The 19158-nt window shown below is 39.0% G+C and carries 5 protein-coding genes; all 5 read left to right on the top strand.

Annotated elements, in window-relative coordinates; all coding sequences use genetic code 11:
- The first annotated feature begins 16 nt into the window (after positions 1 to 16).
- The 5 genes from H6607_07080 (at position 17) to H6607_07060 (ending at position 19148) form a co-directional block, all read left to right on the top strand.
- Positions 17 to 784, top strand: a complete 768-nt coding sequence (locus tag H6607_07080; GenBank protein ID MCB9262121.1) for a sulfite exporter TauE/SafE family protein — start codon at positions 17 to 19, stop codon at positions 782 to 784.
- Between the two features lie 5 nt (positions 785 to 789).
- Positions 790 to 2493: a M28 family peptidase gene (locus H6607_07075; protein ID MCB9262120.1), complete on the top strand. Its 1704-nt coding sequence runs from the start codon at positions 790 to 792 to the stop codon at positions 2491 to 2493.
- On the top strand, positions 2493 to 3446 hold the full coding sequence (metF, locus tag H6607_07070; GenBank protein MCB9262119.1) for a methylenetetrahydrofolate reductase [NAD(P)H]: 954 nt from the start codon (positions 2493 to 2495) through the stop codon (positions 3444 to 3446). Before H6607_07075 ends, metF begins: the two co-directional genes overlap by 1 nt.
- A gap of 2 nt (positions 3447 to 3448) precedes the next feature.
- Positions 3449 to 4378, top strand: a complete 930-nt coding sequence (rsgA, locus tag H6607_07065; GenBank protein MCB9262118.1) for a ribosome small subunit-dependent GTPase A — start codon at positions 3449 to 3451, stop codon at positions 4376 to 4378.
- A 274-nt stretch (positions 4379 to 4652) separates the two neighbouring features.
- Positions 4653 to 19148 carry a gliding motility-associated C-terminal domain-containing protein gene (locus H6607_07060; GenBank protein ID MCB9262117.1) on the top strand — a complete coding sequence of 4832 codons (14496 nt, stop codon included), beginning with the start codon at positions 4653 to 4655 and terminating at the stop codon, positions 19146 to 19148.
- Positions 19149 to 19158: the final 10 nt, after the last annotated feature.

Below are 19158 nucleotides of genomic sequence, written 5' to 3'. Positions count from 1 at the left end.
TGGCATTCTCGGTGGAATGCTCTCTGGATTATTGGGAGTTGGAGGGGGCATTATATTCGTTCCGGTTTTCGATTTCCTTTTCTACCAAAAGGGTATAAGAGGAAGCGAGTTGGTTAAATTTACTTTAGCAAATTCCTTTTTGGTCATCTTCTTTTCTGGAATTATTTCGAGTATAAAGCACCGTCAACACGGCAATTTTCATTTCAAAGAAATTCTTTTTATTGCTATTCCGGCAATTGTTAGTGGAGGATTTCTGTCTGAAATTATAAGACATTCGAGTTGGTATAATAAAGATTTTTTTAATGGAATTTTTATAGCGTTGTTGTTGCTTACGTTAGTCCGAATGTACATAAATCAGAGAAGTCAAAGTAAGTTTGTCGAACGACCATTTTCAGCAATAAAATACATTATCATTGGCATCATTACCGGGGCGGTTTCGGCTTTTTCGGGGTTAGGTGGAGGTGTGGTTATGCTGCCATTGTTGACCATATTTATGAAAATGGATATAAAAAAAGCCAGTAGCATCAGCATTGGTGTTATTCCTATTCTGGCTCTAAGCATCATATATGTTTATGGCAGCGGAAAACCCGAAACCATTTTGAAGGGGTCAATCGGTTATCTCCAGCTAATTCAATCCATCCCCGTAATAATTGGTATTGCTATTGGGTCACCAATTGGTGTTTCATTGGCAAAGCGAGCAAAAAGCAGCCGATTGCACGCTATATTTGCCGCACTTTTAATAGTTATGTCTATCAAATATTTGATAGAAATTTTTGTAAAATAAAAAGAATGAAAAGACAAATCATTTCGAGTCTTGTTGTTGGAGTTTATGCAGTTTCGGCCTTTGCTCAAAATTTGGATAAAAGGGAAACGAAGATGATGCAACGGTTGAAAGATAATATTACTTACCTTGCCTCAGATGAGTTGGAAGGACGAGGAACAGGTACTCGCGGAGAAAAATCCAGTGCAGAATTTATTGCGGCAGAATTTGCCAAAAATAAGTTAAAGCCCATGGGAGAAGAGGGGTATTTTCAAAAATTTGCCATTACTACATTAAGAATAGCCGACGGGAAATCATTTTTTAAAATTAATTATTTCCCGGAACCGCTAAAATTATTTTCCGAGTTCTACCCACTTTCTTATTCGGCCAACCATGCGGAAGTTACGGCAGATGCGGTAGATGCAGGGTTCGGAATCAATTCGGATTTGCGAAATGATTATGAAGGAATTGATGCCAAAGGAAAGGTTGTTTTTATCAATATCAGCAGCCCGGATGGCATACATCCGCACAGCAAATTTATTGAATGGCATGGCATTAACAGAAGAGTGGATGAAGCCATAAAACAAGGAGCAGTGGGTGTGGCATTCTACCGATTGTCGGAAGAGGTGCAAAAACCTTCGGGCGAGCTTGGGTTGAGTATGAGACCTTCAAGTATTCCTGTCATTTTTATTGATAAACTAATGAGAGGGGTTCAGGATGTCAAAACCGCAACACTTAATGTTCATATACTTACTGCCGAAGATATTGGCCACAACGTCATCGGTTTTAAAGACAATAAGGCAGCAAAAACGGTGGTTATCGGAGCCCATCATGATCATTTGGGAAGGGGCGAGCACGGAAATTCATTAGCCGAAAACACTACTGAAATACATAATGGAGCAGACGACAACGCCAGCGGCACGGCTGCACTCATAGAGCTTTCAAATTTGTTGCGAAAGTCAAAGAAATGGAACAAGTCTAATAACTATTTATTTATTGCTTTTTCTGGAGAAGAAATTGGATTGGTAGGGTCAAAATACTTTGTAGAAAATCCGACAATTGATTTATCTACTGTCAACTATATGATAAACATGGATATGGTGGGAATGTTAGACTCTAATAAGACTTTAATTATCAATGGAGTAGGTACAAGTCCGCTCTTTGCTGGCACCATAAAGGCGTGCGAAATCGAAGAATCAGAAGACGAAAGGTTCAACATACACACTACTCAAAGTGGTATCGGACCCTCAGATCATACTTCGTTTTATCTTAAAAATATTCCGGCTGTTCACTTTTTTACAGGTGCTCATCCATATTATCATAAACCAACTGATGATGTGGAACGACTGAATCTGACGGGGGAGGTTTTGGTTATTGATTTTATTCTGGATTTTGTGCAAGAGTTAAATAATCAAGGCAAAATCGAATTTACAAAAACAGCGGATTCTTCAGATAACTCTGGCGGTAGTAGAAAATCTATGTCCGTAACTTTGGGTGTAGTGCCAAACTATGTTTTTGATGGAGAAGGAATGCAAATAGATGCTGTTAGAGATGGTAAACCTGCCGAAAGGGCAGGCATATTGGCCAAGGATATTATTGTAAGTATAGCTGGCAAACATATTGGAAATATCAAAGATTACATGACTATTTTGGGGGAGTTGTCGGCAGGCGATGAGGTGGAAGTGGAGGTTTTGAGAAATGGTGAAATAAAAAAACTAAAAGTACAGCTTTAATGAAACTGACAAAGTATATCGAAAATGCCAAAGAGACTTTATTCTCCTTTGAAATTCTTCCTCCGCTGAAAGGTGGTAGCATTCAAGGACTATTCAGTCGTATTGAACCCTTAATGGAGTTTAAGCCCACTTTTATTGATGTGACCTATCATCGAGAAGAGTTTGTTTTAAGACAGCGTCCGGATGGATTGTACGACAAAGTTTCCCTAAGAAAACGACCGGGAACAGTGGCTATTTGTGCCGCCATCATGAACAAGTTTAAGGTAGAAGCCGTGCCACACATTATTTGTGGAGGTTTTACAAGAGACGAAACTGAAAATGCCTTGATAGATTTACATTTTTTGGGTATCGACAATGTTTTGGCTCTTAGAGGAGACAATCAGCACGGTGAAAGAAATTTTGTTCCAGAAAAAAATGGAAACAAAAATGCTTTAGAACTTATCCGCCAAATGGATGATATGAACAATGGAATATATCTGGACGAAGAGTTAAAAAATCCAAACCCCACAAGTTTTTGCATTGGTGCAGCGGCATATCCCGAGAAACATATAGATGCTATGAATCGCGAAAGCGATTTGAATTTCTTAAAACAAAAGGTTGACGCGGGTGCAGAATTTGCCACAACACAGATGTTTTTTGACAATCAACGATATTTTGATTTTGTGGACAAATGCCGTGAAAAGGGGATTCTGGTGCCGATCATTCCGGGCATTAAACCCATAACCAAAAGAAATCAACTTTATTCACTTCCCAAAATATTCAATATTGACATACCGAATGATTTGGCTACCGAAATGGAGAAAACCAAGACAGATGAGGCAGCCTATCAAGTGGGTGTAGAATGGTGTGTGCAGCAGTGTAAGGAGTTAAAGCAACGAGGGGTTCCTGTGTTGCATTTTTATACCATGGGATATAGCAATGCAACACACGCCGTGCTGTCAAAAGTATTGTAAATATGATTCGTGGCGTTGTTGCAAAATCTACAGGTCATTGGTATGATGTATGGCTCGAAAATGGAAAAACATGCCAATGTAGGTTGCGTGGCAAACTGCGATTAACCAATCACAAGCTTACCAATTATTTGGCGGTGGGCGATGTGGTTTGGGTGGAGAATTGGGATACAGAAAGTGCCGCAATTTGCAAATTAGAACCCCGTAAAAACTATTTAATTAGACGGGCAACAAAGCTTTCGAGCCAATTTCATTTAGTAGCTGCCAATATTAATCAAGCCATTATAATGGCTACCTACTTGCAGCCGAGAACTTCCACCGGATTTATTGATCGGTTTTTGGTGGCCTGTCAATCTTATGGTATCGAGCCAATAATATGCTTTAATAAAATGGACTTGATTACGCAAGCAGACCGCCCCGATTTTCAAGCTATCTCTGAGGTGTATATCACTGCAGGTTATCGTGTGTTATTCACAAGTTTAAAGAATGGTACTAATTTAGATGAGGTTGAAACAATACTATTAAACAGAACCACATTGATTTTTGGACATTCTGGTACGGGAAAATCAACCCTGCTGAATCTGATGATACCAGGTGTTTTTCAGCAAATCAAAGATATAAGTGCAACTCATAATAAAGGCACACACACTACCACCTTTGCCCAGATGTTTAAAATGAATGATTCAACATTTATGATAGACACCCCCGGAGTGAAAGAATTTGGTATGGAAAAAATGGAAGAATGGAAATTGGCACATTACTTCAGAGAATTTGAGCCATATATATCTTTATGTAGGTATAATACATGCACCCATATTCACGAACCCGGCTGCGAAATTCAAAAGGCATTAGCTCGCATGGATATTTCGGATTTCCGGTATAAAAACTATCTAAATATGATAATCGATATTAATGACCAAACATCTCGGTTTTGAACGTTGCAATGCTGTGGTTTTTTTTACAAAGAATAAAGCATACAATTAAATATTGAAAATATTTATCCTTTAAATTCGCAACTATCTTATTTATAGTTCTTTACAACATGGATGCTATGTCCTTTTTGTGGTACATTATCAATTGTTTAGTCGCAGTTAATTTTTAATAAAAAATTTTTTTTTGAGATAATCTTCCTATTTTTGCCCCCGTTACAAATATATTGTGAGCATGACTAATAATAGATTTACCTCTGGACGAGGGTCATTAGTAAAGTTGAAATCAGCTTTTGCCAGGTACATTATGGTACTGGCCTTTATTTTTGGTGTTGTTTTTACGCAAGTAAGTGCTACTATCAATGTTAATTCTACCCCCGCCACGAACAATGATTTTTGTTCTGCGGGTGCCCCTACGCTTACTCTGCCCATTGTGGCCACCAGTAATTGTGGAAGTGGTTCTGTAGTTTATCAGTGGTATGTGAGTCTAACAGGAGCGAGTAACATCAGTTCGGCAACAGCAATTACGTCTGCTGGAGCTCCAGCCTATTCAGGTTGGAACACTTCTACGTTGGGCGTTAACAATGCTGTAGCTTTGGGTACAAACACAAGTTTCTTTGCTATCATCACAGAAAGCTCGGGAGCTTGTAGCGACATTGACACGGTCGGACCTTTTTATTACACAAAGGTTTCTTCGGTGCCCACGGTTTTGTTGTCGCCTCTTGCACCCGTGGTTTGTGAAGGTGCTAGTGTCAACTATACTGCTTCAGTGACTGCTCCGAGTCCTGCGGGAGTTTTAACCTACATTTGGGAAAAAACACCCGATGGGGGTTCTCCATCAGTAGTCAAAACTACAACGGATGTTCTCACAACATCAGATTCTTATGGTTACACCACCGCGTTAACGGATGATCAGGATGATATCCAAGTTTCTGTTTCCAATGCATGTGGTTCTGCTTCCTCTGCTGTTGCTACAGTAACCGTAAATCCAAAACCAGTAGTAACCATTCCTGCTTCAAATTCTTCATTATCTGCTTGTCAAGGTAATAATGTTAACATTACATATAATATATCAAATGCACTTAGAGATCCAAGTTCTGGTGGTGGTGCCGTGAATTGGTCTATTGCTTTTTCAGGCGATGCTGCTCTTATTGCCTTGTTGACCTCTTCTGGATCTGGTAATACGAACGTAAACTTAAATGTTGGAGCTGCTCTTGCTCCAGGAGCTTACAGTGCCACAATTTCTACCATAACTAATACTTCTGACGGTTGTGCAAGAACAATTTCTACAAACGCAATCAATGTTACAATATTCCCAGTTCCAACTGTTACGTTTTCTGTTTCTCCAACAGATATATGTAATGGTAGCGGAAGTGGAACTTCATTTAAAGTAAAAGTTGAAAATGCAGAATATACAGTTGGAACATCTACTGTTGCTGTTAATTGGAGTTTTTCAAGAACGGAATCTTCTTTTACTAATGTTACTGGTTGTACTGGTGGCTCGGCAGGCATTTTACCTGCTACCGTTACTGGAAGTGGAAATGGTGAATTTACTTACAATATTCCTACCACAATGCCTGTGGGTATTTATCAGTACACACTTACTACAATAACTAATACATCAAACGGATGTAGTCCTGCCGCGGCTACTGGAACAACAGTAGTTAGTTGGAGAGTTGACCCAACCCCAAATATTACGGTTACGCCATCTACTGCTTCGGCGTGCGAAGGGAACACAGCTTCAAATTTTAGCATAAATGTTACCAACACTGCCTACTGTGGTACAGTTGCCGGTGTCGGTACTCCTGGTAATGTGTCTTGGGAACTTGCCTATGGCTCAGGAGCAGGTACAATAAATAGTGGAAACAGTAATTTGCCTGCTTCTCCATTAACCGCGGGTGGATCATTTTCCACAAATGCTGGTTTGGCAGTAGGTACTTATGTTTTCTCTCCATCAAATATTACCGTAACGACACCTGCCTCACCAGGTTGCACAAGGGATGTGTCTGCTAAAAAATTCACATTGACGGTAAATCCAGAACCGATTGTAACATTTAATACGGCATCTATTACACAGTGTGAGGGAACAGTGGGAACCACTTTTTCAATTGATGTTACAAATGCAGTGTTGAATAGTGTTGGTCAGAATTGGTCGGTAGCTTATACGCAAAATGGTTCAAGTGCTTTAAGCGGAACGCCATGTGCGGCTGGAACTTCGGCCGGAATTTTGCCGGGTTCTATTACTGGAACTGGTAATGGTTCAAAAACCTATACAATTCCTTCAGGATTGGCTCCTGGTTATTACACATATACATTAACCTCTATTACCAATACCTCGGCAGGATGTTCTGCAGGTGCTGGTAGTCTCGGAGCTAATCCAACAATTACTATTATTATTGAGCCGAAACCGCAAATTTCAATGAATCCTGATACGAAGGATGTTTGTGAAAATGATGCGGAATCGTTTAATCTTAATATTACCAATACAGTAGGTTGCTCTGGTATCGGAACAACTTCTTCTGCGGGTTGGAACATTACAGTTCATACAGATGCTGTTCAAAGTGATATTAATACACAAATTCCACTTTTGACAGGAACTGGTGATCAAGCATATACTATTAATGTTAATACGCTTGGCACTTTGAGTCCAGATGATCACATGCTGGATGCAAGTGTTGCTTCCTCTGCTGGTACTTGTGTTGGCTCAAGTTCAAGAGATACTTTTGTGTTAAGTGTTGACCCACGTCCAGATATTCAAATTGATGGAGCTGCTGGTGATCAAACAATCAATATTTGTGAAGGTGATGGTGGTAGCTTTAGCTTTACCGTTGCAAATGCCTTGCACAATAGTCTTCCAGTGAACTGGGAGATAACTTATTCAGAATCAAGTGGTCAGGTGGCTTCAGGTTGTACTGGTGCAGTTACAGTTGATTTACCCGGTAGTTCGGGTACTTATGTTGGAAGTGGCAATGGTGCAAACACAATTACTATTCCCGCCACCTTGCCAATAGGACAATATATATATACTGTAACAAACATTGTTAATACAGACGGTCCTTGTACAGGAACTGTTGATGGAGTTACAGGTGGTCCTCAAAAGATTACAATCAATGTTTACCCAAAACCAACATTCACTATTTCTCCACGAAGAGATTCTGTTTGTGAGAATAATGCTTTGACTAATGCATTTTCTGTAAATGTTACAAACGCCAAATATTGTTCAGATCCTTCAACCATTGCAGATGCAGGTTGGCAAATTTTGGGTGCGAACATTACCGATAATGTTGCAAGTAACGTAACTGCACCTATCACTGGTACCGGTAATGGAAGTCAGCAGTTCAATGCTAATACTACGTTGGCCTTAACTCCTGCTGATTACGACTTTACTGCTACTGCTATTGAAACAACTGGTTTGCCAGTTACTTGTAGCAGAACGGTTACTTCTAATAATATTTTTACATTAACAGTTGATCCTGCCCCAGACGCATCTTTTACAACTTCTACTGTTAGCGTTTGTGAAGGAAATACGGCAACGGTAACTATTAATGTTTCAAATGCCGTGTTAAATGGTAGTGGTGTTAATTGGAGTTATGAAATTACAGAGGCAAGTGGTAACTTGAATTCTTCGTGTAATGTTAGTGCTGCTCAAAACGCAAGTCTTGTTAGAGATTCTTCTGGTAATGGAAACAATGCCACCGTTGTTTATAATATTCCAAACAACTTGGCTCCTGGTGTTTATACATATACAATTAGTAACGTATTAAACACAGATAAAAATTGTACAGGTACTTCAGCAACATCTGTGGTTTCGGTATATGTGTATCCTAAATTACAAATGGCCTTAACACCAACTTCTGATGAAATTTGTGAAGGTGAAACGTCTGCTTTCGATATCGAGGTAACAAATGCCAGATATTGTACTGCTTTAAATACTGCGTCAACCAATGTTCCATGGACTTTAGTATATTCAGATGCTACACAAAGTGATATTTTCCCTGATCCATTAACGGGTTCTGGTAATTCTTCATATACTTTTACTGCAAATGATGGTGGGTTATTGCCAGCAGGTCAATATCAATTTATCACTTCTACTATTACGGGTCAAATTGTTACCCCAACGGTAGCTAATTGTTCGGTTTCTGTACCTGATACATTTACATTAACTATTAATCCAGAACCAATAGCTTCTTTCAGTACACCATCTATTACGTTGTGTCAAGGAGCTACAAGTTCTTTCAATGTGGCAGTAACTAATGCTCAATACACAACTGGTTCAACTACGGTTGAGGCAAATTGGATTATTGATTTAATCGGCGACAGTACGGATGTTACGGTAGCTTGTGCCTCTGGTGGTGCAGGTGCTGGTTTATTTTCTGTTGCTGGAGCGAATAATATTTCTGGAACTGGAGACAGCATGATAGTTGTTAATATCCCTGGCACTTTGTTGCCCGGTGTATATACTTATACTATTAATAGTGTTCAAAACATAAGCAACACATGTACTGGTGCTCCTGGAGCTAATCCTACAATTACTATAACAGTATATCCTAAACCTGATGTTGACGTAAGTGTTGATACTGTTTGGGTTTGTGAAAATACCACTGGAACGGTTGATATTACTGTTACAAATGCGGAGTACTGTGCTTCTATTGGTGGTTCTTTAATTAATGTTACATGGGGAATAACTCATGGCGATACAACTCAAAGTGATATTCCTACCTCTGTATGGTATGGTAATGGTAACATGAGTGCCACAACTTATACCATGAATATTTCCACGGCATTGCCTGCTGGTACATATAATTTTGACATTTCTCAAATTGAAAATATTACACAAAGTTGTATTAATACAGATTCGTTTGCTGGTGTTGAAGTAGTTTTGGTTGTTAACGATTTACCGATGTTGACAATTAATAGTATTGAAACCCCTGTTTGCGATGGCTCAACTTCAACTATTAATTATACTGTTTCTGATGTTGCTTCAACGGATGGATGGTCTTTTACATTTACAACCGATGGTGGTACTACAAATCATACAGTTACAGGTGTTGGTCCAGTAACAATGGTTGATACAACAACTGTAGCGTTAACTCCTCCTGGGGTTAAAACGATAGCTTTCTCAGCAATTACAAACACAACTACAGGTTGTATTGGAAATACACCAAGCACTTCAAATATTACTATTCTTACACTTCCTGATGTAACTGCCTTTGTAGATGCAGCAGGAACGAACATTTGTTCTGGTTTGGATAATGACTACAATGTAACTGTTGCGAATAGTGCCGGTAAAGATTGGATTATTTGGTATAATATTGATGGAGTTCCTGGAACTTGGACTGGTACGGGTAATGGTGTTCATACCTTAACTATACCTGTACAATATCATCAGGATTCTGTGGGTGCGTTCGACAATAGACCTATTACAATTGACAGTATTGCCTGGACCGCTGGAGCTGGAACACCTCCGTTGTGTAAAAACACGAATGTGACAGACAATAGTGCCGATCTTAACGTAATGCCACGTCCTTGGGTAACTTTGGTTGCTCCTGAGCATTCATGTATTAATTTGGCTGCTGATGTTACCTATTTCTTAGGTGGTGTTAGAAGCACTGATAACTGGGATTTTGATTGGTACACAACGAATCCAACAGATGGACCAAATAATATTACTGGTACAGATACTCTTACATCAATGTTTACCACTCTACCATTAAATCCGGTAGGATTAAGTGCTGTAAATGTATTTGCTGTTACAAATACAACAACAGGTTGTGATTCGATGCCAACTCCTCCATTTACGGATACTATTGTTGTAGATCCTCCATCAGATGCTGGAACTTTGTCTCCAAGCTATACAATATGTGATGGTGATATGGGTCCTTATGTTTTCACATTATCAGGATATGTTGGTGATGTTCAAAACTGGGATTCTTCTGATAATGATGGTTTTACATGGTATAACATTGGTAATATGACCAATACGCATACTGTGGTTTATCCTCATTTGACAACAAGATATCATGTTATCGTTAAGAGTGGTGCTTGTCCTGCCGATACTTCTAATGAAGTTATATTGTTTGTACATCCTCAACCTGCTGCAACATTTGTTAGTGTTGATGATAGCATTTGTGTTGGTTCTGATGTGAACACAGTAATCAATGTATCTGGTGTGCCAAATACGCACAACTGGACAATTAATTATACTTATGGTGGTGCTGCTTCTGGTTCAGGTACTTGGACTGGAACTGGTTCTTCTGCGACTATAAATAGAACGCTTGCAACTTCATCATTTGCCGCTGGTGATTATTTTATCGCTATTGATAAGATTACCAATACAAATACAGGTTGTGACACTACGGTTAAAGATACAGTTAGATTCAAAATTAAATCTGCTCCTGTTGGTAGCACTGCTTCTACTTCTAATGACACTTTGTGCACAAACTCTGATGGATTTGTAAGATGGGATGGAACAGCTACCGATGGTTATGTTGTTAAATGGCAAAAGAAAACTCCATCAGCGGGATCATGGACAGATATTAGTGGTTCGGCATCAGATTCTATAGAATTTTATGGTTTGACAACTACAACAATGTTCAGAGCTGTAATTGAAAATGCACCTTGTTCAGGTCAGGCATTCTCTACCCCTGTTACAATTACAATTATGGGTGCAAATCCGGATGTGGCAATTGTAGGAAGTGCTACTCAGAAATTCTGTGCATCTGCTACAAATACTGCTACTGTTCAATTTGCAATTACTGGAACAAGTGGTTTCCCATGGACTTTAACTATACTTGAAGGTGGTGATTCTACTCATACAGTTACTGGCACTGGTAATCAAACAATAAATTTTGTTACTACACCTGGTGAAATGATTGAATCATTTAACGTTGTAGCTACAAAACTTGTTATTTCAGCAGGTTCATATACTTGTACTAAAAACTTAGCGAATGTGGCTATTGCAAACATTACAGTTATAGATATGCCTTCTGCTACTTTGAACAGTATTACTTCTACTGTTTGTGATGGTGGTTCAATTTCGATGACAGTTACAGTATCTGACATAAAATCTGTTGAATCTTGGAAATTGACTTACACAATCAATGGTAGTACTAAAACAAATACTGGTACTGGATCAGGTACGTTTACTTGGGTAATCCCTTACACAGTTAGTGGCGGAAACTCTACTCAAACTGTTGCTTTGGTTAGCATTGAAAATACAACAACTAAAAATTCTGCAAACGCTACATGTACAAATACACTAAGCGGTTCTGCAAATTATACTGTACGTCAGGCAACAGCTCCTGGAACTATAGGTACTACTGCTTCTGTTTGTAAAGGTGCTTCAGGAAGCATTTCTCAAACCGTTGCAAGTACAAATGGTTCTGTGATTACTGGTTGGTTGATGAGTACAGATGGTGGTGCTACTTGGACTTCTACTGGAAATACCACTTCTACTCAGAATTATGTGAACATTCAAACTACAACTCGATACAGAGCTGTTTATTCTAACAGTCCTTGTGATACGGCTTCTTCTAACACTGTTGTAATTTCAGTGGTTGAGTTGCCTACCGCAATGGTATCGTTGTCTGGCTCAAACGACACTATTTGTGAGGGTAATACTTCAACAGTTAATTTGACTGTTGGTAATGTTGCAAATGGTCAAACATTTAGCTTAACGTTTATCGAAGGTTCTAAAACAAGAACACTTACTTTCACGAACAATGCTTCTAACACGCATACCTTTACTACTGGTGTAATTAATTCTACAACGGATATTACGTTGATGAATATTTCTACTACTTCTGGAACTACTTGTAGCAACAGTAGCTTGAATAGCACGGTTACTATTACAGTTCAAGAAAAGCCAACTGCAACTATTGCAAGTTATGACAATAGACTGTGTCACGGTGAAAAAGTAGATTTCACATTGACCATTGGTAATGTTGGTTCAACGGATAATTGGACAGTTACGGCGATGTTGGATGCTAATACAGAAACTTTTAGCGGTACTGGTACTGGTACATTTAGCTTTACTACTACTGCTACTGTAACTAGTACTTCTGATATTCTTAAATTGGTTTCTGTTGTGAACAACAGCACACAAGATGCTTGTTCAAGAACATTGACTCAACAAGTTACTATTGCAGTTGATCCTACAACAGTTGCTGGTGTTATTGGAACAGCCGCTATCTCTGCTGACACTATCGTTTGTAAAGGTGGAAGCGGTTACGTGAAAGAATACACTGCAGGTACTGGAAATATTACAAAATGGCAATCAAGAAGAAATGGTACTTCAACTTGGGTTGATATTAATTCAACAAATAGTACTCAATTCTTCTTTAACTTGACAGATACAACTGAATATAGAGCAGTTTACCAATCAGGATTGTGCTCTCAAGAATTCTCTAATATTGTTACAGCTACTCCTAAAGCTCTTCCAGTGGTTGTTCTTACTAATATTATCGATGATAGTATTTGTGCAGGAACTACTGCTCAATTCCAAATTACGGTTACAAATGTGGATGCTGGTTCTACTTTCAGAGTAACATATTCTGAGGGTTCAGTTCCTAAAACATCTCCATTGTTGACTCAAAATGCGTCTGGTGTTCATACCTTGACTACTAGTGCATTGACAGCTAATACGTTGGTTCAATTAACTGGAATTACGGTTATTAATACTGGAAGTGCAAGTGTTCCTGCATGTAGCAATAGTGCAAGTAGCAACGGAACTGTTACGGTTCTTGACTTGCCATTTGCCTCTATAACAGCTGGTCCGGACACATTGTGTCAAAATGACCAAATTGTGTTTACGGTTACAGTAACAAATGTTTTGGCTACTGACAATTGGAAGTTAAGATACGAATTGGAAAGTGACGAAGATACCATTACCGGCACTGGTCCTGGTAGCGTAACTTGGGTTGATACAGATCCAAATACTGCCGAGTCTGCTAAGATTCAATTGATTGAAATTCTTAATCTTTCAAACTTAGGAATTTGTAAATCTGTAAATACTGACGATTGGGATATTTATATCTACAAACCTACTGAGCCTGGTGACATTGCTGCTGCTGACGATACTATTTGTAAAGGTGGAAGCACTACAATTAGCGAGGTTACTGGAACACCAAAACAAGGTGTTACTGTAAGTTGGGAATACAAACCACTTAGTGCATCAAATTGGACTGCATTGAGCAACAACAACAGCACACTAAATGTAATCAACTTGCAAGAAACTACTGATTACCGTGCGATTTATAAGTCGGGAGTTTGTGACACAGCTCACTCTAATGTTGTTAGAATTACTGTTGCTGAGTTGCCTTTGGCTACTATTAGTGGTTCTACCACAATATGTGCTGGTAATTTCACAAACTTGACTGTTACTGTTTCAAATGTGGGAACTACCCAAGATTGGGAAATTGAATATTTGGAAGGAACTTATACAAAAACAATGACTGGTACTGGTGGTGGAAATCACACTCTAACTGTCGGCGGTTTCAACACTTCATTTAATGTTGTATTGAAAGAGATTGCTACGGTTAGTGGTGTACCACAATGTTTGAATGACAAGTTGACTAATAACGCTCAATCTCACGTAGATGTTAATCAAAGACCTTACGCAAGTTTGAACTCTGTTACATCTCCTGTTTGTCAAGGTTCTACTTCTTCATTCTCTTATACTGTTTCTAACGTTAAGAGTGGTGATAATTGGACATTGACCTACGAAGTGGATGATGCTACCGGTGGTTCTAAAACTACTTCTGGTACTGGGCCAGGTACGTTTACTTTGGCTACTCCTGTTTTGACATCTGCTAAAACGTATGTTGTGAAACTACATAACATCACTAATACAACAACAACATGTGACTCTAACTTGAGTTCTACAATGAATATCATTTCTGATGCTACAACTGTTGCTGGTTCTGTAGTTGCAGATTCTACAGTATGTTATGGTTCTCACGTTGGAACTGTAAGACATAGCGGTGGTAATGGAAGTATTGTTCGTTGGGAGTCATCAGTTGACGGTGGTACAAGTTGGTCATCAATTACAAATACGAATAGCAACTTTACTTACACCAACTTAACAAACACAACTAAATATAGAGTTGTTAAGAAAAACGGAGTTTGTTCTGAGGCTGCTACTGCTCCTATAACTGTTACAGTTAGACCTCTTCCTGTGGCAACAATAACTGGTTCTGACACTATATGTGCTGGAAGTACTGCTAACTTAACAGTTAGTGTTTCTAATACTTACAATCAAAGTTGGTCAGTATCTTACTTAGTAGGAACTGTTCTTGATACGATTAGCGTTAGCGGTCCTGCTACTACTGGTACTATCAACACAGGTACTATCAAAACAAATACTGATGTTACGTTGAAGAAAATCTGGATGACTTCTGGAACTCCTCAATGTGAAAACAACAACTTGACAAATAACGCTACCGCAACTGTTGAGGTTGATGACATTCCTAATGCTACGCTTATTTCACTTACAGACACTGTTTGTACTGGAAGCCCAGCTTACGGTCAAATTACTGTAAACGATGTAAGATCAAGCGAAAATTGGAGAGTGTATTGGTCTATCAACGGTGGTGCTGCTGATTCGGTTAGCGGTACAGGTTCAGGTAGCTTCAATATTACAACTGCAAACTTGACTGCAAATCCATCTACGCTAAGACTGGTTTCTATGATTAATAGAACTACAGGATGTACTGGAACATTGACAGATCAAGATGTGGTTGTTGTTAGCCCAACTACTGTTGGAGGTACTTTGACTGGTACAGACACGGTATGTAAAGGTACAAATAGCGGAACTCTAACTTTGGGTGCTGATGCTGTTGGAAAAATTATCCGATGGGAGTATAGCACTAACGGAGGTACAACATGGACAAGTATTACAAATACGGCAACCACATATAGCTACAGCAACTTAACTCAATCTACTACATATAGAGTAGTTGTTAAGAGTGGTGCATGTAATACCGAATATTCTAGCTGGGTTACCATCAAGGTTAACGAATTGCCAGTGGCTTCTATAGTTAAGGTTGGTGCGAGCAGCATTTGTCAAGGTTCAAACACTTACGTAGTATTGAATATTACAAATGTTGGTGCGGGTATGAATTGGGAACTTACTTACTTACAAGGTTCTTCTGTTAAAACATTGACTGGTACTGGTCCAGGTGCTGATACTATCTTCACTGGTACATTGAACACTACCACAAGTATTACTCTTCAATCTATGAAGATTACTAGTGGTAAACCACAATGTGCTAATAGTTCATTCACTAATCAATACACTACTACCATCAATATTATTAGCAATCCAAAGGCTACTATAACAAATGCTCCAACAGAGATTTGTAAAGGAACTACTCCAACAGTTACCATCTTGGTTGACAATGTGTTGAGTTCAGAGGCTTGGACTGTTATTTATAAAGTAAATGGTGGTTCAAATATTACTTCAACAGGTGTTGGTTCTGGTCAATTTAACTTGTCGAACATGCCTGTGTTCAATACTGAAGGAAATAATGTTGTTAGACTTGTTTCTATTACTAATACTTCTAGCAGTCCTAACTGTACTGGGGCTCTTGCTGATTCGGTTATTATCAAAGTTGATTCTACTTCGGTGGGTGGCACAATCAGCGGACCAACAATTGTTTGTTTAGGTTCTAGTGCTAAAATGAAAGTGAGCGGATACAGAGGAGCAATTGTAAAATGGCAATACTCTACCGACGCTATCAATTACTATGATATAGCTAATACATCTGATAGCTTGGTTGTTTCATCTCTTACTACAAAAACTTGGTATAGAGTTGAAGTTATGAGTGGTGTGTGTGCATCTGCCTTCTCAACTGTTAAGGCCATCGATGTTCAACAATTGCCTACGGTAACAATCAACAATCCTACACAAACTATTTGTTCAGGAGATAATGTAACACTTAACCTATCAATTGGTAATGTTAACTCTACTTCTACATGGACTGTAGGTTATAAAGTGAATGGTACTGCCGGAACTTATACTACAGGAACTGGTACTACTGAAAGCATCACTTTTGGACCATTTACACAAACAACAACTATTGAGTTTACTGATATTACAGTTACTAATGGTTTGGGTTGTGCTAATACAATTAGTGAAAAAGCGGTTATCACCGTAACACCAAACCCAATGGCAACATTTGATTCATACCCAGATTCATTATGTCACGGTGACGTATTGATTTATAACGTTGAAATTAGTGATGTGGCTACTGGAACAAAATGGTTGGTGGATTATGAGGTTGACGGAACTGCCGGACCTACTAAGAAAGGAACTGGTTCTGGTGTATTCACAATAAATACAGGTAGAACTGTGTCTGCAAACAGCGTTAAAATTAAGTTGACTCAAATTGCTTTAGACAATGCTCTTGGTTGCGATACTGATTTGAAAGATTCGGTTACTATCAAGGTTAGTCCTAAATCTGTTGGAGGTACACTTTCACCAGCAACTTCAACTATCTGTAAAGGAGCTTCTGCTACCTTGACATTGAGTGGTGAGACTGGTGCAGTTCAAAACTGGGAATACAGCACAGATAATGGAGCTACTTGGACAGTATTGTCTAACAAAACTAAATCTGTGACAATAACTAATATCAACGAAACAACGCTTTACAGAGTGTTTGTTAAGAGCGGAACTTGTTCAGGAGCTTACTCTTCAGTAGCTACTGTAACTGTAATTCCAACTCCTGAAGCAACTGTAACCAGCAATGCTAAGGTTTGTCCTGGTGATGTGGCTACATTTACACTTCATGTAACGGATGTTCCTGCCGGAAACGGTTGGTCAGTAGTTTACAAACGAAATGGTGTGTTGGTTGGTACTCCGGTAACAGGTACTGGTTCTGGTGACTTCAACTTCACTGTAGCTGGAATGGCTTACGCTGGCAACCCAACGTTTATTACTGTTGAATTGGTTAGCATTACAAATACAACATTTGGTTGTGTAAACAATACATTGAAAAGCACAGCTACTGCTAAAGTTACTCCTAACCCAGTTGCCAGCTTCACCGCTGCTAACGAATGTGAGGATAGCACAGTAATGTTTAACAATACATCTTCAATTGCTGAAGGAAATGTTACAGCCTACACTTGGTACTTCGGTGACGGCGACTCAAGCAAAAATGCAAGCCCAGTTCACGTTTACAAAGCTGCCGGAACTTACAATGTTAGACTTGTAGCTTGGAGTGATAATGGATGTAGAGGTGAAGTAACACAAAGCATCACGGTTTATCCAAACCCAATTGCGAACTTCACTGCTGCTAACGTTTGTCAAAACGATGTGTTCAGTGCAACTGATAAATCTACTGTATCAAGCGGAAACATTGTTTCATGGTACTGGATGTTTGGCGATGGAACTACATCTACCGCTCAAAATCCAACTCACAGATACAGTGCTTCTGGTACATACCAAGTAACGTTGACTGTAACTACAAACAATGGTTGTACAAATACAATCACTAAGGATGTTACAGTTTACATCTTACCTGAGGCTAACTTCGTAGCTGCTCCAGTTTGTGAGAACAACGCCATGCAGTTTGTAAATGCTTCAGCTATTGGTTACGGAACAATGACTTACGATTGGAACTTTGCCGGTCAAGGCACATCAACTGCTAAAGACCCAAGCTTCACGTTCAACGGATTTGGTCAGTTCAACGTACGATTGATTGCTATTAGCAACAACGGATGTAGAGATACTATCAACAGAAGTGTAACAATTTATGCTGCTCCTACTGCTGACTTCAGTGTAGCTGATGTATGTATTGGTGATGCAAGTGTATTTGTAAACAACTCAAGTGTACCTGCTGGTGACACGATGGTAGAATACTTCTGGAACTTTGGTGACTCAGAATTTAGCGGATTGAAAAATCCAATGCACCAATACGCTGCTTCTGGTAGCTATAATGTTACGCTTAGAGTTAAATCTAATAGAGGTTGTGAAAACACAGTTGCTAAAGTGGCTAATGTTATTGCTCTTCCTGATGTTAACTTAACTGCGGATGGTACTACAGAATTCTGTGATGGTGACAGTGTTACCTTAAGAGCGAATGCAAATGCCAGAACTTACAATTGGAGCTGGACTGGTGGTTCTTCTACAAATGGAAGTATTACGGCTAAAGATAGTGGTTGGTATAAAGTTACTATTACCGCTCCTCCTATTGGATGTTCTAATACTGATTCTATTTTGGTAGTTGTTCATAAAGCTCCAAATATTCAAGCATGGTTAGGTTCTGTATATGGTTTGAAATCTGATACTATCTATAAAGGTGAGTCCATTGACTTACATGCAACAGGTGGTGTAGATTATGTATGGACTCCATCTACTTATTTGAACAGCACATTGGGTACACCAGTTAGAGCAGAGAAAGTTTTAGAGAATATTACTTACACTGTTAACGGTACTGACATTTACGGATGTAAAGGTTCTGATCAAGTTACTATCTTTATCAGTCCTGATTGGGTGCTTAAAGTTTATAACGTAATTACACCTAACGGTGATGGTAAAAACGATGTAATGGCTATTGAGAATATATGGGCTTATCCAGATGCACAAATTACTATCTTTAACCGTTACGGAATGGAAGTGTATAGTGCTGATGGTAAAACATTCTTGTCAGCTCCGTGGGATGGAACAAACAAAAATGGCAATCCATTACCAGATGGTGCTTACTACTATGTAATTACGCATCCGGATTTCCCTGATAAAGTATTTAAAGGTGCAATTAATATTATTAGAGAGAAGTAATAATTCATAA

This window comes from Flavobacteriales bacterium (assembly GCA_020635395.1).
Lineage (GTDB): Bacteria > Bacteroidota > Bacteroidia > NS11-12g > UBA9320 > UBA987.
The sequence above is the reverse complement of the archived record's forward strand: the minus strand, read 5'-3'. Positions and strand labels throughout refer to the sequence as shown.